Genomic DNA, 24,265 nt, shown 5'->3' with positions numbered 1-24,265 from the left:
TCAATCCTGCCCGCGCCGCAGCGGCAGCCCGACCGGGGCCGGAATCTGCTCGACGGTGATCCGCTTGCGGAACACCCAGTACGTCCAGCCCTGGTACACCAGCACAACCGGCGTGACCAGCGCCGCGGCCCAGCTCATCACCTTCAGCGTGTACGGCGTCGAGGACGCGTTGTGGATGGTGAGGTCGAAGGCCGCATCGATGGTCGAGGGAAGCACGTTGGGGAACAGCGACCCGAACAGCAGCGCGGTGGCCGCCGCGACGGTCAGCGTGGTGCCGGTGAACGCCCACCCGTCGCGGTGCGCGAAATCGGCCGCCGTCGCGACGACGAGCCCGGCCACGGCCAGTGCCAGCGGGAACCAGGTCCAGCCGGTCCCGTAGGACAGCTGGGTCCACAATCCGAATCCGCCGACCACGAGCACGGTCGGGACCAGCAGCAGCCGGGCGGTGCGCCGGGCGTCGTCGCGCACCTCGCCCCCGGTCTTGAGCACCAGGAACATCGCCCCGTGCAGCGCGAACAGCAGTCCGGTCGCCAGCCCGCCGAGCACTGCGTAGGGGCCGAACAGATCCGCCACCGAGCCCGCGAACTGCTTCTTCTCGTTCAGCGGAACCCCGTGCACCACATTGGCGAACACCCAGCCCCAAGCCAGCGCCGGAACCCAGGAACCGATGCCGATGCCGATGTCGCAGCGGGCCCGCCAGCGCGGGTCGTCGATCTTGCCGCGGTACTCGATGGCGCAGATCCGCAGGATGAGCGCGACGAGCACCAGCAGCAACGCCAGATAGAAACCGGAGAACAAGCTGGCGTACCACTCCGGGAACGCGGCGAACATCGCGGCGCCCGCCGTGATCAGCCAGACCTCGTTGGCGTCCCACACCGGCCCGATCGTGTTGAGCACCGCGCGCCTGCGCGCGTCGGACCTCTTGCCGAGGATCGGCATGAGCATGCCGACGCCGAAGTCGAAGCCCTCCAGCACGAAGTAGCCGGTGAACAGCACGCCGATCGAGACGAACCAGATTTCTTGCAGACTCATCGCCGGCTCCTAGTAGGCGAACGAAAGTTGTTCGACGGCGGGTTCTCCGGCGCGGCGCCCGCCCGAGGCCGCGTCCGTGTCGTGCGGCTCGCTCGCCGCGGGTGCCGCCGGATCGGGGCCGTGGATCACGTACCGGCGCATCAGGTAGAACCACACGATCGCGAGCGCGCCGTACAGCAACGTGAAGATGATCAGCGAGAACAGCACCACGCCCGGCGAGTGGTTCGACACGCCCTGCTGGACGGTGAGGCGCAGGTTCGGGTCGCCGGTGGGATTGGGCACGACGACCCAGGGCTGCCGACCCATCTCGGTGAACACCCATCCGGCGCTGTTGGCCAGGAACGGTGTCGGGATGACCAGCAGGCTCAGCCACGAGAACCAGGGCTGATCCGGTACCCGGCCGCGGCGGGTCAGCCACAGCCCGGCCAGCGCCAGTAGCGCCGAACCCGCCGACAGGCCGATCATGGCGCGGAACGACCAGTAGGTGACGAACAGGTTCGGCCGGTAGTCACCGACGCCGAACTTCTCGTTGTAAGCCTTCTGCAGGTCGACGACGCCGTCCAGCGTCACACCGGTGAACTGGCCCTCGGCCAGCCAGGGCAGCACGTAGGGCACCTCGAGCACGTGCGTCACGCTGTCGCAGTTGTTGTGCGTGCCGACGGTGAGCACGGAGAAATCCGGGTCGAGCGCGGTGTGGCACAGCGATTCCGCCGATGCCATCTTCATCGGCTGCTGCTCGAACATCAGCTTGCCCTGCACGTCACCGGTGTAGACCAGCCCGGCCAGCGACACGATCATCACGACGATGCCCGCCCGCGCGGCGGGCCGCCACATCGCCCGCGCCTCGGCGAGTTTCACCTCGTCGCCGCTGCGGGCGTTGCGCACCATCCACCAACCCGCGATGCCTGCGACGAATGTGCCTGCCGTGAGGAAGGACCCGGCCACCACGTGCGGGAAGGCCGCCAGCAATGTGTTGTTGGTGAGCACCTCCACGATGCTCTCCAGCTCCGCGCGACCGGTTTCCGGGTTGTAGCGGGCGCCGACCGGATGCTGCATGAACGAGTTGGCCGCGACGATGAAGTACGCCGAGGCGTTCACGCCGATCGCGACCATCCAGATCGCGCCCAGATGCAGCAGTTTCGGCAATCGGGTCCAGCCGAAGATCCACAGTCCGAGGAAGGTCGACTCCATGAAGAAGGCGATCAGTCCTTCCAGCGCGAGCGGGGCACCGAAGACGTCACCGACGAACCGGGAGTACTCGCTCCAGTTCATGCCGAACTGGAACTCCTGCACGATGCCGGTCGCCACGCCGAGCGCGAAGTTGATCAGGAACAGCTTGCCGAAGAACTTGGTCAGCCGCAGCCAGTGCTGCTTGCCGGTGACGACCCATGCCGTCTGCATGGCCGCAACCAGCGGCGCGAGGCCGATGGTCAGCGGCACCAGAAGGAAGTGATACACCGTCGTGATGCCGAACTGCCATCGGGAGATGTCCAAGGCGTTCAAGCCGACCTCCTGTTATCTACGACGTGTCGTAGTAAGAGTACGTCGGAGACGGCTCGCGGCAATGCGTCCTGGGCCACTGGCCAGGCGCTTTACCGGCCGTTTCGCCGGTTTCCCGTGCTCATAGCCACCGGGCTCCCCGCCGAATAGGACGGAGATCACGGGCGGCACCGATCAGCGACAGGTCACCGCCGCCTCACCAGTCGCCGATGGCGCCTGCGCGCTCGATGCCGCGATCGACCAACTCGATGATCTCCGCGGCGTTGTCCGGCGCCGACATCCGCAGCCCGTCCAGCGAATTGACCCGCGCCGCCAGCGAGACGCTCGACAGCATCCAGATGCTGTCGCAGGTGAGCAGGTCGGCGGTGAACAGCGACTCGTAGCGGCACTGCCAGCCCGCCTTCTCCGCCTCGGCGAACAGCGCGCGCTGGGTGACGCCGGGCAGCACCCCGTTCTTCGCGGGCGGGGTGATCAACTGCTTGTCGCGCGCGATCACCACGCTGGACCGCGGGCCTTCCAGCACCCGGTTCTCCGTGCTGGTGAAGATCACGTCGTCCGCGCCCATCCGCGCCGCGAACCGCAGGGCGGCCATGTTGGTGGCGTAGGACAGCGTCTTGGCGCCGAGCAACTGCCACGGCGCGGCCTGCGCGAGGTCGATCGAGATGCCGCGCGACAGGGTCACCACGGCCACGCCTTCGGTGCGGGCCTTCGCTACGCGCTCGGGTACCGGCGCCACCAGCACGAAGGCGGTCGGCACCGGCACGGCGGCGGCGAGATCGCCGGTCTTGACCTTGTCGGGCGTGCCGGCCAGCTCGGAGTCGCGGCCGCGGGTCAGCACCAGCCGCAGCACCCCTTCGCGGTCGCTGCCCCACTCCTTGGCGGCGGTCTCCACCGCCTCGCGCCATTTGCCCAGCTCCGGCTCGGGTAGATCGAGCGCCTGCGCGGAGCGGCGCAGTCTGCCTAGATGAAATTCGATCGCGCACGCGACTCCCGCGCGCACGAGCACCGTCTCGAAAACTCCGTCGCCACGTAATACGCCGATATCGTCCGCAAACAACAACGGCGCATCCGCATCCCGCACCGCGCCATCGAGAGTTACCAGAACTCGATCCACCATGCGACGAGCGTAGGCGGTAGGAGCGGACAATGCCTACGTCACGGCCGCTTTCGCAAGACCTTTTGTCAAGGTTCCCCGCAGCGCCGGTCGTAATGCTCGCGCAATGCCGATCCGCTATGCCGGACTCGGGCGTGGCAGCCCGGTTCGCGCACCGCGCGGCGGCCCCGCCTAGAGTGGGAGAGGTGTCCGTGGTCGTAGCGCCCAGCCCCCTGCTCAGTGTGTCGGGAGCCGTCGCGGGAGCGGCTGGCTCACCAGACGCCGCCGTCGCCTGGCATTACGGCGATCCGTTCGGTGAACAGCGCGCCGCGGTGGACCGCGCCGCGATCGTCGACCGTTCGCATCGCTTCGTCCTGCGCATCACCGGCGCGGAGCGGCTCACCTGGTTGCACACCATCTCCAGTCAGCACGTCGCCGCTCTCGGCGACGGGCAGTCCGCGGAGAACCTCGACCTCGATCTGAACGGCCGGGTGCAGCAGCACTTCGTGCTCACCGAACTCGACGGCACCGTCTGGATCGACACCGAGGCCGAGCGCGGACCCGACCTGCTGGCGTTCCTGCAGAAGATGGTCTTCTGGGCCGACGCCAAGCCGGTCGGCGCCGACGATCACGCGGTGCTGAGCCTGCTGGGATCGGGCGTCGCCGGCCTGACCGAAACCCTCGGCATCACTGCCCTGCCCGGCGTGTACGAGGCGGCGCCGCTGCCCGGCGGCGGTTTCCTGCGCCGGATGCCGTGGCCGACGGCCGACTCCTTCGACCTGGTCATCCCCCGCGATCAGCTGACCGATCTGTGGACCCGGCTCACCGCGGCGGGCGCCGTGCCCGCCGGGATGTGGGCGTTCGAGGCGCTGCGCGTGGCGGCCGTCCGCCCGCGGATCGGTCTGGACACCGACGAGCGGACCATCCCGCACGAGGCCCGCTGGATCGGCGGCGTGAGCGAACACGGGGCGGTGCACCTGGACAAGGGTTGCTATCGCGGCCAGGAGACCGTGGCCAGGGTGCACAACCTCGGCAAGCCGCCGCGGCACCTGGTGTTGCTGCACCTGGACGGCTCGGCGGACGAGCGCCCCGCCACCGGCGACGACGTCACCGCGGGCGGTCGCACGGTGGGCAGGCTCGGCACGGTCGTGGACCACTACGAACTCGGCCCGATCGCCCTCGCCCTGGTCAAGCGCGCCGTTCCGGCCGACACCGCACTGGCCGCGGGCTCGGTCGCGGCGTCCATCGATCCCGGCTCGGTGCCCGCCGACGACGAGCCGCAGGCAGGCCGGATCGCGGTCGACCGGCTGCGCGGGCGCTGACCGGTTGACGAACCACCATCCGGCATGGGACGTTCCGGAGCCGAGATCCCTGCCCTTGCTCAGCGCCGAGCTCCCCATTCGTGACGAGAGGAGCGCTGCCCATGCGCGTCGGTGATTCCGGCGAGGTCCTCGCCACCTGCGTCGTGCACGCCGACCTCGAGATGCCGGGGCGGGTCGGCCGCACCGCCATCGACAAGAGGCCGGTAGCGGGGCGGGTCGCGGTGCGCGCACTCGGTTTGGCCGGCGACCACGTCTGCGACACCAAGCACCACGGTGGCGTGCACCAGGCCGTCTATGTCTACGCCGACGAGGACGCCCGCCGCTGGGGCACGGAACTCGGCCGCGAACTGCCCGCCGGGTGGTTCGGCGAAAACCTGCGTGTCAGTGGGCTTCCGGTCAGCGACTCGGTGATCGGCGCGCGCTGGTCGATCGGCGACACCTTGCTCGAGGTCAGCGCACCGCGCGTGCCGTGCGCGACGTTTCAGCACTGGAGCGGTGAGCGCCAGTGGGTGAAGCGGTTCGCATCGCGCAGCGACACCGGCACCTACCTGCGGGTGCTCACCGAGGGAACGATCGGGGCGGGCGACCGGATCTCGGTGGTGCACGTCCCCGAGCACGGCGTCACCGTTCGCGACGTGTTCACCGGCACCGATCTCGACCTGCTGGCCATCCTGCTCGCCGACGAGCCGACCATTTCCGACGACGTGCGCATGCAGGTCGAACGGCACGCACGCCGACATGCCAACGCGGCGCGCGCCGCCGCGGACCGGGACACGTCGGCAGCCGCCGACGACCTCGGCACGGGAGCGCGGCTGTGAGTGTGGAACTGGTCGAAGTCGTCCGCTCGGGCTTTCGCGAATGCGTGCACCGCGGCTCGGTGGTGGTGCTCGACGCCGCGGGCGAGCCCACCCGCGAGCTCGGTGAAGTGCACCTGCCGATCTTCCCGCGCTCGACGAACAAGCCGATGCAGGCGATCACTCTGCTGCGCAACGGTTTCGAGCCCCTCGACGATGCCGAACTGGCCGTCACCACCGCCTCGCACTACGGCGAACCGGACCACATCGCCCTGGTGCGCAGGTTGCTGGAGCGCTTCGGGTTCGCCGACACGGCCCTCGCGTGCCCGGCCGATCTTCCCTACGACGAGCGCGCCCGCGCCGCTCTGCTCGCGGACGGACAGCCGCCACACCCGCTCTACATGAACTGCTCGGGCAAGCACGCGGCGATGCTCGCGACCTGCGCGGTCAACGGCTGGCCCACCGAGGGCTACCGAGACCAGGCGCATCCGCTGCAGCGTGCGGTGATCGCCACGGTGGCCGACCTGACCGGTGAGCCGGAAGCCGATCTCGGCATCGACGGCTGTGGACTGCCGATCATCCCGGTCTCGTTGATCAATCTCGCGCGGGTGTTCTCGACGATGGCGACGGCCGCGCCCGGCTCCCCCGAACGCCGGGTCGCCGACGCGATCCGCGCCCATCCGCGAGTGATTTCCGGCACCAACGCCCCCGATCTGCTCGTCATGCGGGCCACCCCCGGCCTGGTGTGCAAGATCGGCGCGGACGGCGTGCACGCCGGCGCCCTGCCGGACGGATCGGCTTTCGCGTACAAGATCGATGACGGCCACGATCGTGCGCGAATGCCACTGACGCTGGCGATTCTGCATCGGATGGGCATCGAGTGGACCGATGCGCACGCGGAGCTGGCGGCCCCCGCGGTGCTCGGCGGCGGCGCTCGAGTCGGTGTGATTCGCGCGATACCCGGGGTCGTCTAGCTATTCCACGCCGGGGCGACAAGCGGGCAAACGGCCCAGTTCCGGAGTTCTTCACCCACTCCTGGAAGCGAGACCGCCGGACACACGCTAAAGTGTCTGTCAGGAAGAGTATTAATTCGAACGGGGCCGCCACCAAACCCCAGGCCGCCCCGCTGTGACGCGAGGGGGTCAGCCATGGGCCGTGGCCGGGCTAAGGCAAAGCAGACCAAGGTCGCACGCGAGCTGAAGTACAGCTCGACGCCGACCGACTTCGCGAGCCTTCAGCGCGAGCTTTCGGGAAGCCCCAACTCCCAGCGGAGTGGTGGTGTGCTGTCCGATGAGCACGACGCGGACGACTCCTTGTCCCGATGGGACGAGGACGACTACGACGACTGGCGCCGCTGACTCGGATTCACGTCTGAAGGGGGAGGCCGACGGGCCTCCCCCTTCGAGCGTTGTCGCGGGTTGACGTCACAGGCGCCGAAAAGGCTTGCAACACAACAGAGTCCCGCATCGAACGAGGATGCGGGACTCTGACGTGTCTTCGCCGCGGTCAGAACCGCGGATGGTCACCGACCAGGACGGCGCGCACGGCGTCGGCGTCCTTGGCCTTCTTGACCGTGCCCAGCGTCCAGCACTCGATGTGCCGCGCGGTCAGCACCGCCAGCGCCCGGTCCACGTCCTCCGGAGCGACGACGGCGACCATGCCGACGCCCATATTGAACGTCTTCTCCATCTCGACCCGCTCCACCCGGCCGCGCTGAGCGATCATCTTGAACACCGGCGCCGGATTCCAGGTGCCGCGATCCAGCTCGGCCACCATGCCCGCGGGCAGCACCCGGGCCAGGTTCGCCGCCAGGCCACCGCCGGTGACGTGGGCGAAGGTGCGCACGTCGGTCTCGGCGATCAGCGCCAGGCAGTCCTTGGCGTAGATCCGGGTCGGCTCGAGCAGTTCCTCGCCCAGGGTGCGGCCGAATTCCTCGACGTGGCCGGTGAGCGACATGCGGTCGATGTCGAGCAGCACCTTGCGGGCCAGGCTGTAGCCGTTGGAGTGCAGACCGGAGGACCCCATGGCGATCACCACGTCGCCGGGACGAACCCGGTCGGGACCGAGCACCGCGTCTGCCTCGACCACGCCGATGCCGGTCGCGGACAGGTCGTAGTCGTCGGGGTCCATCAGTCCGGGATGCTCGGCGGTCTCGCCGCCGAGCAGCGCGCAACCTGCGCGCACACAGCCCTCCGCGATACCGGAGACCAGTTCGGCGACCTTCTCCGGCACGACCTTGCCGATGGCGATGTAGTCCTGCAGGAACAGCGGCTCCGCGCCGCAGACCACGAGATCGTCCACCACCATGGCGACCAGGTCGAGGCCGACGGTGTCGTGCTTGTCCATCGCCTGCGCCACCGCGATCTTGGTGCCGACGCCGTCGGTGGAGGCCGCCAGCAGCGGTTCCCGGTAGCCACCCTTCAACGCGAACAGCCCGGCGAAACCGCCGAGGCCGCCTTGAACCTCGGGCCGGGTCGCCTTCTTCGCCAATGGCCCGAACAACTCGACTGCGCGGTCACCTGCCTCGATGTCCACGCCTGCCGCGGCGTACGAGGCACCACCACTGGGGGTCTGTTCAGTCATCTTCGGGGAAAGCTCCAAACCGAATCGGCGGATAGATGCCTGCTCACGCTACCGGAGCCGGATAACGACCCCGCACCGGTGTTGGCTCGCCCTCTTGACAATAGGGCAGCGGGAGCCGTACAGGGGGACCATCAGTCCATCTCGTTCCCGTCGAACAACCCGGCCGTCCGGGCCCGGCGGTGGCGCTGCCGCACCGGGTCGGGCACCGGCACCGCCGCGACCAGGCGCCGCGTGTACTCCTCCCGCGGCGCGCGCAGGATGCGATGACGATCACCCTGTTCGACCACCGCACCGTCACGCAGCACCATGATCCGGTCGGCGAGCTGGTCGACCACCGCCAAGTCGTGGCTGATGAACAGGCACGCCCAGCCGCATTCGCGCTGTAGCTGACCGAACAGCTCCAGCACCGCCGCCTGCACCGAGACGTCCAGCGCGCTGGTCGGCTCGTCGGCGACCAGCAGGTCCGGGTCGAGCACCAGGGCGCGGGCCAGGCTGGCGCGCTGACGCTGCCCGCCGGACAGCTCGTGCGGGTACCGGCGTTCGGCCCCCGCGGGCAAACGCACGTCGTCGAGCAGTCGGCGCACTCTGGCGCGGATCTGCGCGGCACTTCCGGCCTTGTGCACGATGAGCGGTTCGGCCACGCACTCGCCCACGGTGAGCCGGGGGTTCAGCGAACTGGCCGGGTCCTGGAAGACGAAGCCGAAGCGCCGCCGGATGGGCCGCAGTTTGCGCGGGGACAGACCAGCGATGTCCTGGCCACGCACGCGCACCACCCCCGAGGTCGGCCGTTGCAGCGCCGCGACGCAGCGGCCGATGGTGGACTTGCCCGATCCGGACTCGCCGACCAGACCGAGGGTCTCGCCGTGCCCGATGCGCAGGCTCACCCCGTCCACCGCGCGGAACCGCGGACGGCCGAACGGGCCGGGGAATTCGACCACCAGGTCAAGGACCTCCAGCACCGGATCGCCCTCGGTGCGGGCACTGTCGGACGGGCCGTGCTCGAGCTGCTCGGCGCCCAGATGCGGCACCGCGGCCAGCAGGGCACGGGTGTAGTCCGCGCTGGGCCGCGCGAACAGCTCGTCCACCGGCGCCTGCTCGACCACCGCGCCATCCCGCATCACCACCACGCGGTCGGCGATATCGGCGACCACGCCCATGTTGTGGGTGATCAGCACGATCGCGGTGCCGGTGCGGTCGCGCAGGTCCCGCAGCAGGGCGAGGATCTCGGCCTGCACGGTGACGTCCAGCGCCGTGGTCGGCTCGTCGGCGATGATCACCTTCGGCTCGCAGGCGATGGCGATGGCGATCACCACGCGCTGCTTCTGCCCGCCGGAGAGCTGGTGCGGGTAGTAGTCCACCCGGTGCTCCGGTTCGGGCAGCCCGACCAAGCGCAACAATTCCACCGCGCGGGCCTTCGCGGCCTTCTTGCTGAGCTTCGTGTGCGCCCGCAGCGCCTCGCCGATCTGGAAGCCGACGGTGAACAGCGGGTCCAGCGCCAGACCGGGTTCCTGGAACACCATCGAGATCGCGCCGCCGCGCAGCGCGGTGAGCTGCTTCTCGCTCATCGCGGTGACCTGCTCGGTGCCCAGGGTGACCAGACCGCGCACCGTCGCGGTCGCCGGCAGCAATCCCATCGCCGTGCGCGAACTCACCGACTTGCCCGAGCCGGATTCCCCGACGATGGCCAGCACCTCCCCGGGATAGACCTCGTAGGAGACGTCGGTGACCGCGTGCACCGGCCCCGCGTCGGTGGCGAAGGTGACCGACAGCGATTCGATGGACAGGGCGGGGCGGGGACGATCTGTCGCGATCGGCTCAGACATCCCTACCTTCTTTCGTGGGTGACTCGGGCCAGTCGTAGGGTCCTGGTTGCCGAGGGGTGCCGGGTATGGCTCTCAGGCATCTGCAGTGGATGTGGCTTGCGCCGATTGGCCGCCCGGCACCCCGCGACGACCCGGCTGCTGATTGAGAATTGCGAACCAGTCGCTCAGTAGGGATAGGACAGCGAGGTCGTCTGCGGTGCAATAGTTTCGGTGAACGAGGGAGACGACGTTGGAACGTGTGTGGGCCGGAGTCGACATCGGCAAGCAACACCATCACGCGGTGGTGATCGATACCGACGGCAACCGGCTGCTGTCGCGGCGAGTCCGCAACGACGAACAGGCTTTGCTGGAGCTGGTCGGCCAGGTGGCTGGCCTGGCCGACCGGGTGGACTGGGCCGTTGATATCGTCACAGGCGAATCGGCACTGCTGCTGGCCCTGCTCACAGCCCACGACCAGACGGTTTTCTATATCACTGGCGCCCAGGTCAACCGGGCCGCCGATGGCTACCGCGGCGCGGGGAAAACCGACGCAAAAGACGCTGCCATCATCGCCGACCAGGTCCGCATCCGCCGCGATCTGGCACCGATGCGCATCGATGACGAACTCATCGTGGAACTGCGGATGCTCATCGCCCGCCGCCGTGACCTCGCCGGTGACCGCACACGGCTGGTCAACCGGCTGCACCAGCAGTTGCTCAGCCTCAGCCCCGCACTCGAGCGAGTGCTCGATCTGACCAACCAAGGACCGCTGGTGCTGCTCACCGGCTACCAGATCCCCGAGACGCTGCGCCAAGCCGGTGTCGGCGAGGTCGAAGCATGGCTGCGCTCGCAGAAAGTCAAAGGTGCCGCCGCACTGGCGATGAAGGCTGTCACCGCTGCCTCGAGCCAGCACACCACCCTTCCCGGCCAACGGCTGGCCGCCGAGCTGATCGCCGAGATGGCGAAGGGGGTGATCGCCCTCGATGAGCAGCTCAAACACGTCGGCAAGCTCATCGAGGGCCGATTTCACCGCCACCGTAGCGCCGAGGTCCTGCTGAGCATGCCCGGCATCGGGCCCGTGCTCGGAGCCGAATTCCTGGCCGCGACCGGCGGCGACATGAACGCCTTCGCCTCCTGCGACCACATGGCCGGCTACGGCGGCGTCGCACCGGTGCCGCGAGACTCCGGCCGCATCGCAGGCAACCTGCACCGTCCACGCCGATACCATCGCGGCCTGCAACATGTCTTCTACACATCCGCGCTGATCAGCGTCCAGCGCCATGAGCCGTCGCGGAACTTCTACGACCGCAAGAGGTCCGAGGGTAAGCGACACAACCAGGCCGTCCTCGCTCTCGCACGCCGACGAGTCAACGTCTTGTGGGCGATGCTGCGAGACAACCGCTGCTACACGGCAGTGCCACCCACTCCGGCCGCTACCGCCGCGTGACATCCCAGTGCCCACATGATCTTGAAGAGTTGACATCGTCATTGAGAATCGGTTGTGTCCTTCCGGTCGGCGACCACGGCGTCCTGGTCGCCGGGACGGACTTCGGTAACGGCAGTCGCCGCGATCGTTGCCGCACGGCGGGTGCGCAGGATCGGGTTGAGCACCTCGTTGAGGCTCTCGCCGACCAGGGTCATGCCGAGCACCACGAGCACGATGGCGACGCCGGGGAACACGCCGGTCCACCAGATGCCGTTGGAGACGTCCGACAGCGCTTTGTTCAGGTCGAAGCCCCACTCCGCGGCCTGGGTCGGTTCGATGCCGAAACCGAGGAACCCGAGGCCGGCCAGGGTGAGGATGGCCTCCGACCCGTTGAGCGTCACGATCACCGGCAGCGATTGGGTGACGTTGGCCAGGATGTGCCGGAACAGGATCCGCGCAGTGGACGCGCCGGTCACCCGGGCGGCGTCCACGTACGGCTCCTGCTTCACCGCGACGGTCGCGTTGCGCACCACCCGGAAGTACTGCGGCACGAACACCGCCGTGATGGCGACCGCCGCGGACAGCACACCGCCCAGACTGGTCGAGCGCCCGCCAGCGACCACGATGGACACCACGATCGCCAGCAGCAGCGTCGGAAAGGCGTACATCGCGTCCATGAACAGCACGAGCAATCGGTCCGGCCACCGGCCCAGATAGCCGGACAGCAGCCCGAGCGGCACCCCGATCAGCAGCGAGAGCACCAGCGAGATCGCGATCACCCACAGTGCCGTCCGCGCACCGTAGATCACCCGGGAGAACACGTCCTCCCCGCGCACCGAGGTGCCGAACCAGTGCTCGGCCGACGGCGCCTGCTGCCGGGCGAAATCGACTCCGTCGGCGGCGCTCTGGGCGAATCCGTACGGCGCGATGAACGGGGCGAAGACGGCGGCGACCACGAAGACGCCGACCAGGCCGAGCCCGAGGATCAGCGTCGCGCGCTGCAAGCCCGCGGTCATGGCGAACAGCCGCAGGCCGGGCACACCCCGGCGTGCCGCCGGTGGCGTGATCAGCGGTTCGTTCAGCACTTCCGGAGCGGTCATCAAAACCTCACCCTCGGATCGATCAGCGCCACCAGTACGTCCACCACGAAACTCAGCACCGCCACGATGAGCGCGATGAACGCGACGATGCCCTGCACGGCGATGAAGTCGCGGGCCGAGAGGTACTGCGCGAACTGGTAGCCGAGGCCCTTCCACTCGAATGTGGTCTCGGTGAGCACCGAGGCGCCGAGCATCATGGCGATCTGCATGCCCATCACCGTGACGATCGGGATCATCGCGTTGCGGAAGGCATGCCGCCCGGTCACCACGCGCCGGGACAGGCCGCGCGCCCGTGCCGCGTCCACGTAGTCGGCGCGGAGGGTCTGGATCAAGTTGATCCGCACCAGCCGCAGGAAGATGCCCGCGGTGAGCAAGCCGAGCGCGATCGCCGGGAGCACCGCGTGTTTCAGCACATCGAGCAGATATCCGGTGTCGCCGTAGAGGATCGCGTCGATCACCATGATGTTCGTCTTCGGCGAGACGTGCTGCAATTGCAGTTCCACGTTGGTGCTCGCCCGTCCCGCGACCGGCAGCCAGCCCAGTCGCACGGCGAAAACCAGCTTCAACAGCAATCCGACGAAGAACACCGGCGCGGCGTAGAACAGGATGGCCAGCAGCCGCACCGTGGTGTCGGCGGCCGAATCCCGGTGGGTCGCGGCGTATCTGCCCAGCGGGACGCCGATCGCGAACGCGACGACCAACGCCCAGCACACCAGCTCCAGCGAAGCCGCGCCGTAGGTGAGCACCACCTCGCTGATCTCCCGGTTGTCCTGCGAGCGCCCGAGGTCCCCGTGCAGCAGGCCGGAGAGGTAGTCCCAATACTGGGCCAGGACCGGCCGGTTGAGCCCGGCCGCCTCCTTGCGCGCCTCGATCTGTTCCTGGGTCATGCGCCCGCCCATGGCCGCGCTGATCGGGTCGCCGACCACACGCATCAGGAAGAACACGACCGTCACCAGGATCCACGCGGTCACCGGAATCAGCAGCAGGCGAACGCCCAGGTAGCGCAGCAGCGCCAGGTGACGGGAATCCTCGCCGCCCTCGCCCCTTCGCGGCAGCCCGAACCGCCGGGCCGGGACCGGCGTGCGCACGTTCTCCGGCGCGGTAGTCGTCCCGGCACCGGCTGCGTCACCGGAACTCACTTGCTCAGTACCGTATAGCGGAACTTGAACGACGAATCGAGCGTCTGCTGCACGCCTTGTACGCCCGCGACCGCGACCGCGATCTGCTTGCCGGACAGCAACGGGACGATCGGCAGGAAGTTCTGCGCGAGGTCACGCTGCACCTGATTGATCTGCGCGAGCCGCTTGTCCTTGTCCGGCTGCGTCGCTTGGGCGATCAACTGCGCGGAGATGCCGGGGTCCTCGAAGTGCGACTGGAGGAAGTTGTTCGGACCGAAGAACGGCGAGAGGTAGTTGTCCGGGTCCGGGAAGTCCGGGAACCAGCCGAATTGGTAGACCGGGTACGCGTCGCGCGCTCGTTCCCGCTGGTAGGTCACCCATTCGGTGGATTGCAGGTCGACTCGGAACAAACCCGTGGCCTCCAGCTGCGACTTGATCGCCGCGTACTCCTCGGAGCTGCTGGAACCGTAGTGATCGGGGTTGTACTGGAGTTTCAGCTCTACCGGCGTCGTCACCCCCGCGTCGGCGAGGAACTTCGCCGCCTGGTCCTTGTTCGGCTGAGCTCCGTAGATGTCCTTGAACGGCTCCGCCGCGCCCGGCATGCCCTGCGGCACGGACGAATACGCGGGCAGGTACGTCTTCTTGTAGACGCTGTCGGCCAGCGCGGCCCGGTCGACGGTGGACGCGACCGCCTTGCGCACGGCCAGTTTCTGTTCCGGCGTGCCGCCCGGCATGGTGTTCAGGTTGAACACGATGTAGCGCAGTTCGCCACCGGGGCCCTCGTGCACGGCGACTCTGCCGTCGTTGCGCAGCGATTCGACGTCGGTGGGCGTGAACGACCGGTACCCCACATCGAGCGACCCGTTCTGCAGGTCCAGCTTCATGTTGTCGGTGCTGGCGTAGTACTTCGTCGACACGGTCTTGGTCTTCGGGGTGCCGAGGATGCCGTTGTAGTCGGCGAACGCCTGGTACTCGACCAGCTTGTTCTTGTCGTAAGCGGCGATGGTGTACGGACCGGAGTAGCCCTTGGCCCGCACCACGTCCTCGTCCGGCATCACCTTGTCCGGCGCGTAGACCTTCTCGTCGACGATCGGACCCGCCTGGGTGGGCAGGATCGCGGGGAAGGTCTGATCGTCGGCCACCTTCAACGTGAACGCGACGGTGCGCGCGTCCAGCACATCGGTCTTCTCCAGGTTGCCGAGCAGGGACGCGGGGCCGTTCGGGTCGTTGATCCGCAGCATCCGGTCGAAGGAGAACATCACGCTGGTCGCGGTGAGCGGGTTACCGTTGGCGAACTTCAGGCCGTCCTTCAACGTGCAGGTGTACACCGTCGGCGCGGTGAATTCGCACTTCTGCGCCGCATCCGGCTTCGGCGTCGCGTCACCCGGCGCGAAGTTGAGCAGGTATTGGTAGATCTGCGTCTCGGCGACCAGCGACCCGTTGTCGTAAGCGGCCGCCGGATCGAGCGAGAAAATCTTGTCGGTGGTGCCCGCCACCAGTCCGGCTCCGTCGCCTCCCTCCCCGGTTCGTCCGGAACCGCAGCCCGCCAGCACCGACGCCGTCAGCGCCAGCAAGCCGACGGTGGCGATGGTTCGCGTCCCGGCACGTCGGCCAACCCTCGAATTCCTCATCACGGCCCCACTTCTCGAGCGCCGCACCGCGTTCTCCTGGCCCGGTGCGGACACGGGTGAACTTCCGATCTGATCGGCACCGTACCTACGAAGCATTTTCGGCACGTTACGTTTCCGAAGAAAATCCGCGGCGTCGTCAGCAGGTGTTATGCGCGACGCCTCCGACGCCGGGTAAACCGGTCAAACGTCCAGAATTGGCGGTTGTGATGTCTCGAGCACGCCAGATCACGGTGTGCGACACCGGATGGCGGTACCCGCGAAAGGGTTACGGACGGCTCAGCGCGCTCGCATTCGCGTTGTCACCCAACAGCTCTGCCTCGGACTGGCCGGTGAGCATGCCCTCGAGCACGTTCTTCCCGATGGCGGCTTCGGTGGGCAGCGGGATCGGGTAGTCGCCGTCGAAGCACGCGGCGCACAGCCGTGAACGCGGCTGCTCGGTGGCGGCGATCATGCCGTCCAAGGAGATGTAGCCGAGCGTGTCGGCGCCGATCGACCGGCGCACGCCCTCCACCATGTCGGCGACGTCGCCTTCGGTCCCCGCGCCGTTGGCGATCAGTTCCGCCCGTGAGGCGAAGTCGATGCCGTAGAAGCACGGCCACTTCACCGGCGGCGAGGCGATCCGCACGTGGATCTCCAACGCGCCCGCCTCGCGCAGCATGCGGATCAGCGCGCGCTGGGTATTGCCGCGCACGATCGAGTCGTCCACGACGATCAGGCGCTTGCCCCGGATGACCTCGCGCAGCGGATTGAGCTTGAGCCGGATGCCCAGCTGCCGGATGGTCTGGCTCGGCTGGATGAACGTGCGCCCTACGTAGGCGTTCTTCATCAGGCCCTGGCCGTAGGGCACCCCTGAACCCTGCGCGTAGCCGACGGCGGCGGGCGTGCCGGACTCGGGCACCGGGATCACCAAATCGGCCTCGACCGGATGCTCCTTCGCCAGGCGACGGCCGATCTCCACCCGGGTGGCGTGCACCGACCGCCCGGAGATGGTGCTGTCCGGCCGGGCCAGGTACACGTACTCGAAGACACAGCCCTTGGGCTCCGGGTTGGCGAAGCGCATCGAGCGCACGCCGTCGGCGTCGATCGCCAGCAGTTCGCCGGGTTCGATCTCACGGACGAACGCGGCGCCGACGATGTCCAGCGCGGCGGTCTCGCTGGCAACGACCCAGCCACGCTCCAGCCTGCCCAGGCACAGCGGGCGCACCCCGTGCGGGTCGCGCGCGGCGTAGAGGGTGTGCTCGTCCATGAAGGTCAGGCAGAACGCGCCCCGCAAAGTGGGCAGCAGCTGCATCGCGGCCTGCTCGATGCTGGAATCGGCGGCGGCGTGCGCGAGCAGCGCGGTGACCACGTCGGAGTCGGAGGTGGCCGCGGCGGGCTGCGGGCGCCCGCCGCGAACGGAGGCGAGCAAGCCGAGTTCGCGTGCGCGGCCCGCCAATTCGGCGGTATTGACCAGATTGCCGTTGTGCCCCAGAGCAAGTCCGGAACCGACGGCGGTGGTGCGGAAGATGGGCTGGGCGTTCTCCCAGGTCACGCCACCCGTGGTGGAGTAACGACAGTGACCGACGGCGATGTGACCCGGCATGGCCGCCAGCGTCTGCTCGTCGAACACCTGGCTGACCAGACCCAGGTCCTTGAAGACGAGGATCTGCGAACCGTCCGACACCGCGATGCCCGCCGCCTCCTGCCCACGGTGTTGCAAGGCATAGAGCCCGTAATACGTGAGCTTCGCCACTTCTTCACTCGGCGCCCAGACTCCGAACACTCCGCACTCCTCGCGCGGCTCGTTCTCATCGACGTCCGGGGTGGGACACGAGGTGGCGGAAATGCTGTCGACCGGCAGTTCGGCGTTGGTCACCGTTTGCTCCCTGTTCGGGCGGGCTGGGGGCAAATTTCATTCTACGGGTGGGCCGCGGCGCACTCGCACGCCGCCGCATCCGGGCAGCAATCCACGGTGACCGAACCGGACTATTTCCGGCGCCCGCAGCTGTTACGGTGCGCACCGTGACGACTACGGACGACGCGAGCAAAACCGGGCCGGCAGCGGGCGCGGGGCGCAGGCCATGGTCGCGGATGGTGTTCTTTCCGCTGGTGGTGCTGAGCCTGCTCACCGCGCTGCTGGGCATCATGTACCTCGACTATGTCGTCGATCCGGAGCAGAACCTGCACGATTTCCCGATCGCCCTGGTCAACCAGGACGTCGGCGACACCATCGGCAGCGGGGAGAGCAAGCAGCAGGTCAATTTCGGCAATCAGATCACCGAAGCACTGGCCTCGAGGGTGCCCTCGGACAAGGTCGACCTGCGCGTGCTCGGCATCAGCGAGTCCGAGCGCCAGATGCAGTCCGGACAGGTGTACGGCGCGATCGTCATCCCGGGCGATTTCAGCAAGCGGCTCGGCAATCTGGGTGTGGGCAGTGTCATACCGGGCGATATCCAGCGGCCGATCATCACACTGCAGACGAACCCGCGCACCGGCGCGTTCGGCACCCAGATCATGCTCCGGGTCGGCAACCAGGCGCTGACCGAGGTGAACAAGCAAGTCGGAAAGCAGTTGCTCGACCAGGTGAACGCGCAGCTCGCCCCGCGCCCCGGCGGCCCGCCCCCACCCGAGCTGACCGGCGCGACCAAGGTCGCGCTGACGTCGCCGATCGAGGTGGTCGAGCAGCAGTACCACCCACTGCCGCACGGTAGCGGCCAAGGCCTGACCGCGTTCTTCTACGCCCTGCTGCTGTTGTTGGCCGGGGTGGTCGGCGCGATGGTCATCCACACGATGATCGATGCGCAGCTCGGCTTCGTGCCCACCGAGTACGGGCCGTGGTACGTGCACTACCCGCCCACGCCGATCTCGCGGTTCAAGACGCTGCTGATCAAGTGGGGCGTGTTCGTGCTGGTGGCGAACGTCGTCGCCGCGGTGTTCCTGGTCGTCGGCAAGCTGCTGGACATGCCGATCGGCAATCCGCTCGCGCTGTACCTCTACAGCGCGCTCGCGCTGACCGCGGTCGGCGTGACCGGGCTGTCCATGCTGGCGGCGATCGGCTCGGCCGGCCTGCTGGTGAACCTGATCCTGTTCGTCATCCTGGGTTTGCCGTCCTCCGGCGGCACCGTGCCGATCGAGGCGACGCCGCGGTACTTCGGCTGGCTCGCCTCCTTCGAACCGATGCACCAGGTGTTCCTCGGTGTGCGGTCGATCCTCTACTTCGACGCGAAGTTCGAGGCGGGACTCACCCGCGGCGTGTGGATGGCGGTCCTCGGACTCGCGATCGGGCTGGTCTTCGGCGCGGCGATCACCCGCTTCTACGACCGCAAGGGGCTAGAGCGCCGCAACATCGTCCAGGTGTGAGTCGTTCGTCTGCGCGCGCCGTCAGTCGGTCGTTGCCCGGGCGATCGGTAGCCAATGGGCGATCTCGGCCGCGCGGGTGCCGGAGGCGCTGACCGCGCCGGAGGCGAGGGCGGCGTCGAACTCGAGCAGGCCGGTGGCCAGCAGCAGCCAGGTGCGGGCGTCGGTCTCGACGACGTTGGGCGGGGTTCCCCTGGTGTGCCGCGGACCTTCGATGCACTGCACCGCGACGAACGGCGGCACCCGGACCTCGACCGAATGCCCGGGCGCGGAGGCTGCCAGTGACCGCGCCGTCGTCCGCACCGCCGCCGCGAGTTCGGGACGCGCGGGGGCATCGACCGACTCGTCACGCAACCACTCGCTCACCACCGCCACCGCCGCCCGCATCTGCGCCGGGTCGACCGTCCCTCGTCCTGCCACGGTCCCGACCCTACTTCCCCACTCGTTCCGCTCAGCCCGGCTGCCCGGCACCTCGCCTCCTTCGAAAGGTGCGGAGAACCGGGCAACCAGGAGAGGGACCGAGGTCATACCTTCGGTGTGGCACGCATGCCGACGTAGCAGCACTCGGTGCCGTCGGCGAGGGTGGCGAAGACGACGGGCATGTAGTCCTCGCTGAAGGACGGGCCCGCGCCGGAGGCGGCGAACACGGTGGCACCGACCGGGGTCAGGTCCATGCTCAGTGCGGGTGACATGCCTGCCATTCCGTCGACGAACTCGTAGAGCATGTGGCCGGTGCCGTCGTCCCGCTTGGTGACGGTGATCTCCACGCCCGCGCGCCGGTAGGTGCCTACGAACGGGGCGATGTCCACCGGGACCGGCGGGTCGGCCGGGCCGAACGCGTCCGGCACCCGGACGTCCGCCAGTTCGGCGAGCAGTTCGCCGAACAGGGCCGAGCAGAGCGGGCGGGCGCCGCCGCCGTTGGTGAGCAGCGCCACCGCGACTCCCGCTCCCGGCACCGCCCGCAGGTACGCGTACTGACCGATGGCCGCGCCGTCGTGGCCGAATCCCTTGACGCCGTCCCAGTCGTAGAGCGTCCAACCCAGACCCCAGCCGTCGGCGCTGACCGTCCACTTGTCCGGGACGTCGACCTCGCGCCGCTGCATCGCGGCGACCGACGCGGCGGACAGGACCTCGGCGCCGTCCGCGGCGCGCCCACCATCCAGATGCATGCGGGCGAAGCGGACCATGTCGCCCGCCGACGTGATCACCCGGGCCGCCGGTGCGACACTGCGCGGCATCGCATCCCACTCCGGCGCAGGGTCCGGATCGACGCCAGCCGCCCCGAGGTGGCTCATCGCGACCCGGAATTTCAGCGCCTGCTCGGGCAGTGTCACGAGCCGGTCGAGCCCGAGCGGGACCGCGAGCATGTCGTGCACCGCTTCGTCCCAGGTCTTCCCGGTGAGCACTTCCACGACGCGACCGAGCACCACATAGCCGAGGCTGCCGTAGGACATCGCCGTGCCGGGCGCGCAATCCAGCGCCACGTCCCGTGCCGCCTCGACGTATGCGGCGAGGCAGTCGTCGCCGCGGCCGGTGTCGTGGTTGAAATCGTTTGTGACACCGCCGGTGTGGCTGAGCAGCTGCCTGATGGTGATCGTCGCCGTCGCCCGCTCGTCGGGGGTGGCGAACTCCGGCAGCACGTCCACCACCGGAGCGTCGAGGTCGAGCTCGCCCGCGTCGACGAGCCGCATGATCAGCGTCGCGGTGTACACCTTGGCGATCGAGCCGCAGAGGAACACCGAGTCGGTGGTGACCGGCACTCGCGTCCCCCGGTGCAGGACGCCGCCGGCGATCTCGTAGATCTGTCCGTCCACCAGCACGGCCAGGGCCGCGCCCGGCACGTGGTGTTCGGCGAGCAGCCTGTCCAACTTCGCCTGCCAGCGCGCCACGGAGAACCGGCGCCCGGCCGAATCCGTGCTGCCCCAGTCTCCCCGCACCTGCCATGCGCCCGTTTCGTCCCAGTTCATCGTGTTCGACATCGCTTCGCTTCCGTTCTCAATCTTGCGCACAGTGTGCGCTTCCATGCGCACACTGTACTCATATGGGAACGTTGTGCGCAACCGCTGGTTTGCCGCAGTCAGCCCGTGTTCCGAAGAGGCGCGTCCGCCTCGACGGGCCCCGAATGAACGCGAGGCAGGCGGGCTGTGCGTGCATGACCCGCAGCGTCGTCATCGGCTGCGCCGGAACGACACCAGCCGCCGCCCGTGCGTCGCCTAACCTTCCCCTGACCTGCGCAAGGGCGGCCGAGGGTGGCACGACTGCGCGACCTGGTCGCGGTTGTTTCGAATCTCTCGCCGCCCGGATCTGGTCACACCCTGTGGCGCGGGCGGGATCGCATACCGGGTTGCGCCTCAACGTGTTCAGGGTGAGAACTGCCGAGATCCGGTTCGGGCCAATGGTGAGTCGAGAATCGTTCGCAACCTCCCGGTCACCGCACGCCGCGGGCCGCCCACAGCCGCGCCATCGTTCAGCGAGCACGGGTCAGGCGCGAACCGAGCCGCGCCGAGGAAAGCCGACGGCGCATGGGCAGAGGTCGATCACCGCCGGTGGTCGGCCGTCACTCTCAGGCCGTGAAGAGTGCTGCCGGAAGCCGGACTGTGGAACTATGCACAGCTGTCCCCAGCACACCGCGCTCCCCGAGGTGCGCGCACGGAAGCCTCGAGGCGGCGGGCCAGGCGCGGTGCGATCGCCCCACCGGCGTTCATGGCCAGGTGCAGCAGTGCGGAGGCGACAACACCCCCGGTGCGGCGGCGCAGCCAACCGAACACCAGGCCGCCCGCCGTGGTCACCGCGACGGTGGCGGGGACACTGTCACCGGCGGCCCGCGCGGGGGCGATATGCCAGAGGCCGAAGGTCACCGCGCCGAGCAATATCCCCGCTCGCGTGCCGAAAACGGTGTCCAGCAGCGGGTCCAGCGTGCCGCGGAAGACGAGTTCCTCGCTGTAGACGGTGCCGACGGGAATGTGCACCGCGACCCACTCCGCCGTCGACACCTCGGGCCCGCGGTCGGCGAGCTCGGCCAGCTGCCACCGCGTCGACGGAACGGCAAGGGCCACCGTGTATCCGGCCGCGACGACCGAGGCAGCGCGCAGCCCGTAGCACACGCCGCGCACCGAGCATCGGACCGGCTCGTCGCGCAGTGCGAGCGCGTACGCGGTGGCGAAACCGGCGTTGGCGGCGGTTCGCCCGCGCACACCGAGAGCGAGACGGGGCAACGCCGCATTGCTCCAGATCAAGGGAAGCGCCACGGCCACAATCGTTCTCGCGGCGCTGCCTGGACTCACTTGGTGGTCCGCTCGTAATCCTCCGCGGTCTGCACTTCGAAGCGGATCCGTTCGGAACGCTCCGCGGTCCAGTCCGGCGGCGCCGCGATGGCCGCCCAGCCGTCCAGCACCAGGCTGCCGTAGCGGTGCCCGTGACCGTCGGTGACGGCTTGCGCGTTGGTCAGGTCGGCGGCCACCTGCCAGAAAGTGACGAACGGCCACCAGCGCATCTGGGAGGAGACATCCGAGCCGCGCGACTCGGACAGCCAATCCGGTTGCGAGAAGATCAGATCCGGCGACCACCAGACGATCGGGTCGGACGCGTGCTGCAGATAGGCGATGCGCGGGGACCGCCACTCCGTCGAAGGCCGGGCCAGGTCGGCGCTGTCGGAGGCGAACCGGACCACCAGCCCGTCCGCGTACAGCGGCTCGACCTCACGCGAACCCGGATCGCGGCGCGCGACGAACTGCTGCCACAGCCGGTTGGAGTTGGGCGGACCGACCCACAGCGCGCCGTCGACCTTCGCCCGCAGGTCGGCGAGACCGTCGAACGCCGCCTCGGAGCCCTGCGAGCCGAGGCTCTCCCCGTACACCAGCAGCTTGGGTCGCACCTGCGGCGGGCGCGCGGCCCAATGCTCGTGCACCGCGTCGAACAGGTCCTTGCCCGCCGCGGCGGCCTTGGTGCGGTCGGCCAGGAACGACAGCACGCTCGGCAGGTAGGAGTACTGCGTGGCGACGATCGCGGTGTCGCCGTCGTACATGTACTCGATGGCACTCGCGGCCAGTGTGTTCACCCATCCGGTGCCGGTGGTGGTGACCACGACGATGGCCTTGCGGTCGAATGCCCCGGTGCGCTCCAGCTCGGACACCGCCAGCTCGGCCGGTTCCTCGTCGCCCTCGACCGATTCCAAGCCGACGTAGGCCCGGATGGGCTCTTTGGCCGGGCGGCCGGTGACCGCGGTGATCCGGCTCGCCGTGGGACCGTGCGAGACGAACCAGCGGCCCTCGAACCCGAGAGTCTCCCATTTCGCCATCGAGGTGGGGCTGCCGGAGCGCTCCGGTTGCTGCGGCTGGACCGCGTTCACCGAGGTGTGGTCGTTGCGCACGCTGAAAGCCGAATTGGCCACGGCGAAGAACGCCCGCGTGGCGACGCCGTTGAAGATCGTCACCGCCAGCACCACCAGCACCAGGAAACCGGCGGCCGGGGCCAGCTCGCGCGGCACGCGCACCCACCGGTTGAGCAGGCGGGCCAGGAACAGGATGATCTCCCGCACCGTCCGGTACACCGCGACCGCCGCGGCGCCGACCGCCAGGCTGAGCAGACCGGTGCGCAGATAGGCGGGCGTGGTGGTGCCCTCCATGCCCATCAACGCCGTGATCTCCCGCTGCCAGCGCGCCGACTGCACCAGCATCAGCGCGGCGCTCAGCGCGGCCGTGAACAGCAGGGCGGACTTGACCGCGTAACGCACCCACGTGGGCGGGGAGGCGATCTTCAGCCGCGGCCGCACCCAGAGCCGGAACAGCCACTCCAGCAGGCAGCCCACGCCGTACCCGAGCGCGGCGTTGATCCCGCTGATCAACCCCTGGAACAGCCAGTCGCGCGGCAGCAGTGACGGCGTCACCGACAGGGCGAAGAACACGGTCGCGACCACCAGGCCGACATAGTTGAGGTCGATGACGTCCTCGGCGCGCCGGACCGCCGCGACCGCGCGCGTGCGCAGCCGCCGCATGGCTCCGGCGGTCTTCAGCATTCGATCAGTATGGCGGTCGCCTCCGACGATCCGGCGCGTCGCCCGGCCGGACGCGGGCGCGGTCGACGCGGATCACACCGTCCACGCCGGCGGTCCGGCAATCGAACGCCCGGCGCGATTGGCAACTACGCATTCCGCTCGAGTAGTTGTACCGGGGTGCTCGGGCCGCGCCGCCCGGAAACTTCTTGTCCATGAGCACATCGACCACGCGCCCGAAGGCCAGCGGCGCTTACGTCGCGCAGGCCGCGATCGCCTTCGGCATCAGCTTCGTCGGAGTGGGCATCGGGATCTGCGCACTGCCGCTGGACATCTGGCAGCGCGGGTTCCTCGGGATGTCCGTGCTCTTCCTGGTCACGAGCACGTTCACGCTGGCGAAAGTGGTTCGCGACCAGCACGAGGCGGCGACCATCCACGGTCGCATCGACCAGGCGCGGATGGACAAGTTGCTCGCCGAGCACGATCCGTTCCATTCCGTCGCCTGATCGCGCTCACCTGGGCGGGCCCGGCAACGAGG

Annotated in this window: 20 protein-coding genes; 7 read left to right on the top strand and 13 right to left on the bottom strand. The window is 68.7% G+C overall.

Annotated elements, in window-relative coordinates; all coding sequences use genetic code 11:
* From cydB to LTT66_RS16100, 3 genes are all read right to left on the bottom strand, one after another.
* Complete coding sequence (gene cydB, locus LTT66_RS16110; protein ID WP_233068330.1) at positions 1-1,032, bottom strand: cytochrome d ubiquinol oxidase subunit II; 1,032 nt, start codon at positions 1,030-1,032, stop codon at positions 1-3.
* A 9-nt stretch (positions 1,033-1,041) separates the two neighbouring features.
* Complete coding sequence (locus LTT66_RS16105) at positions 1,042-2,535, bottom strand: cytochrome ubiquinol oxidase subunit I (RefSeq protein ID WP_233068328.1); 1,494 nt, start codon at positions 2,533-2,535, stop codon at positions 1,042-1,044.
* Positions 2,536-2,728: 193 nt separating this feature from the next.
* Complete coding sequence (locus LTT66_RS16100; protein WP_233068326.1) at positions 2,729-3,649, bottom strand: aminodeoxychorismate lyase; 921 nt, start codon at positions 3,647-3,649, stop codon at positions 2,729-2,731.
* Positions 3,650-3,831: 182 nt separating this feature from the next.
* Here LTT66_RS16100 and ygfZ point away from each other — a divergent pair, with 182 nt between their 5' ends.
* From ygfZ to LTT66_RS16080, 4 genes are all read left to right on the top strand, one after another.
* On the top strand, positions 3,832-4,947 hold the full coding sequence (gene ygfZ / locus LTT66_RS16095) for a CAF17-like 4Fe-4S cluster assembly/insertion protein YgfZ (protein ID WP_233068324.1): 1,116 nt from the start codon (positions 3,832-3,834) through the stop codon (positions 4,945-4,947).
* Positions 4,948-5,048: 101 nt separating this feature from the next.
* Complete coding sequence (locus tag LTT66_RS16090; protein WP_233068322.1) at positions 5,049-5,765, top strand: MOSC domain-containing protein; 717 nt, start codon at positions 5,049-5,051, stop codon at positions 5,763-5,765.
* A complete protein-coding gene (locus tag LTT66_RS16085; protein ID WP_233068319.1) occupies positions 5,762-6,715 on the top strand; it encodes an asparaginase in 954 nt (317 codons plus the stop codon). The genes LTT66_RS16090 and LTT66_RS16085 overlap by 4 nt, the downstream gene beginning before the upstream one ends.
* A gap of 174 nt (positions 6,716-6,889) precedes the next feature.
* Positions 6,890-7,099, top strand: coding sequence for a DUF3073 domain-containing protein (locus LTT66_RS16080; protein ID WP_063053670.1), 210 nt, complete (start codon positions 6,890-6,892; stop codon positions 7,097-7,099).
* A gap of 148 nt (positions 7,100-7,247) precedes the next feature.
* Here LTT66_RS16080 and purM read toward each other — a convergent pair whose 3' ends face one another.
* Positions 7,248-8,324, bottom strand: coding sequence for a phosphoribosylformylglycinamidine cyclo-ligase (gene purM / locus LTT66_RS16075; RefSeq protein WP_043686520.1), 1,077 nt, complete (start codon positions 8,322-8,324; stop codon positions 7,248-7,250).
* Positions 8,325-8,455: 131 nt separating this feature from the next.
* Positions 8,456-10,147, bottom strand: a complete 1,692-nt coding sequence (locus LTT66_RS16070) for an ABC transporter ATP-binding protein (protein ID WP_233068309.1) — start codon at positions 10,145-10,147, stop codon at positions 8,456-8,458.
* A 229-nt stretch (positions 10,148-10,376) separates the two neighbouring features.
* Here LTT66_RS16070 and LTT66_RS16065 point away from each other — a divergent pair, with 229 nt between their 5' ends.
* On the top strand, positions 10,377-11,573 hold the full coding sequence (locus tag LTT66_RS16065; RefSeq protein WP_233062317.1) for an IS110 family RNA-guided transposase: 1,197 nt from the start codon (positions 10,377-10,379) through the stop codon (positions 11,571-11,573).
* Between the two features lie 38 nt (positions 11,574-11,611).
* Here the strand turns inward: LTT66_RS16065 and LTT66_RS16060 are convergent, their stop codons facing one another.
* From LTT66_RS16060 to purF, 4 genes are all read right to left on the bottom strand, one after another.
* Complete coding sequence (locus LTT66_RS16060; protein ID WP_408638805.1) at positions 11,612-12,652, bottom strand: ABC transporter permease; 1,041 nt, start codon at positions 12,650-12,652, stop codon at positions 11,612-11,614.
* Entirely contained in the window at positions 12,652-13,668 is a 1,017-nt protein-coding gene (locus LTT66_RS16055; protein WP_233069283.1) for an ABC transporter permease, read from the bottom strand. The genes LTT66_RS16060 and LTT66_RS16055 overlap by 1 nt, the downstream gene beginning before the upstream one ends.
* 119 nt (positions 13,669-13,787) lie before the next feature.
* Positions 13,788-15,401: an ABC transporter substrate-binding protein gene (locus LTT66_RS16050; RefSeq protein WP_233068307.1), complete on the bottom strand. Its 1,614-nt coding sequence runs from the start codon at positions 15,399-15,401 to the stop codon at positions 13,788-13,790.
* Positions 15,402-15,666: 265 nt separating this feature from the next.
* Positions 15,667-17,256 carry an amidophosphoribosyltransferase gene (purF, locus tag LTT66_RS16045; RefSeq protein WP_233068305.1) on the bottom strand — a complete coding sequence of 530 codons (1,590 nt, stop codon included), beginning with the start codon at positions 17,254-17,256 and terminating at the stop codon, positions 15,667-15,669.
* A 215-nt stretch (positions 17,257-17,471) separates the two neighbouring features.
* On the opposite strand from purF, the gene LTT66_RS16040 reads away from it, so the two are divergent.
* Positions 17,472-18,740, top strand: a complete 1,269-nt coding sequence (locus LTT66_RS16040; protein ID WP_233069281.1) for a YhgE/Pip domain-containing protein — start codon at positions 17,472-17,474, stop codon at positions 18,738-18,740.
* Between the two features lie 21 nt (positions 18,741-18,761).
* On the opposite strand, the gene LTT66_RS16035 is transcribed toward LTT66_RS16040, so the two are convergent.
* The 4 genes from LTT66_RS16035 to LTT66_RS16020 all read right to left on the bottom strand — a co-directional run bounded on the left by LTT66_RS16035 (position 18,762) and on the right by LTT66_RS16020 (position 23,751).
* On the bottom strand, positions 18,762-19,157 hold the full coding sequence (locus LTT66_RS16035) for a sterol carrier family protein (protein ID WP_408638804.1): 396 nt from the start codon (positions 19,155-19,157) through the stop codon (positions 18,762-18,764).
* Positions 19,158-19,261: 104 nt separating this feature from the next.
* A complete protein-coding gene (locus tag LTT66_RS16030) occupies positions 19,262-20,761 on the bottom strand; it encodes a serine hydrolase domain-containing protein (protein WP_233068303.1) in 1,500 nt (499 codons plus the stop codon).
* A 579-nt stretch (positions 20,762-21,340) separates the two neighbouring features.
* A complete protein-coding gene (locus LTT66_RS16025; protein ID WP_233068301.1) occupies positions 21,341-21,985 on the bottom strand; it encodes a CPBP family intramembrane glutamic endopeptidase in 645 nt (214 codons plus the stop codon).
* A 32-nt stretch (positions 21,986-22,017) separates the two neighbouring features.
* Positions 22,018-23,751 carry an alpha/beta hydrolase gene (locus tag LTT66_RS16020; RefSeq protein ID WP_181718927.1) on the bottom strand — a complete coding sequence of 578 codons (1,734 nt, stop codon included), beginning with the start codon at positions 23,749-23,751 and terminating at the stop codon, positions 22,018-22,020.
* Positions 23,752-23,942: 191 nt separating this feature from the next.
* Here LTT66_RS16020 and LTT66_RS16015 point away from each other — a divergent pair, with 191 nt between their 5' ends.
* A complete protein-coding gene (locus LTT66_RS16015; RefSeq protein WP_181718928.1) occupies positions 23,943-24,233 on the top strand; it encodes a YiaA/YiaB family inner membrane protein in 291 nt (96 codons plus the stop codon).
* Positions 24,234-24,265: the final 32 nt, after the last annotated feature.

Origin of the sequence: Nocardia gipuzkoensis (assembly GCF_021183645.1) — a bacterium.
Classification (GTDB): domain Bacteria; phylum Actinomycetota; class Actinomycetes; order Mycobacteriales; family Mycobacteriaceae; genus Nocardia; species Nocardia abscessus.
This window is presented reverse-complemented; position numbering and strand designations above follow the sequence as displayed.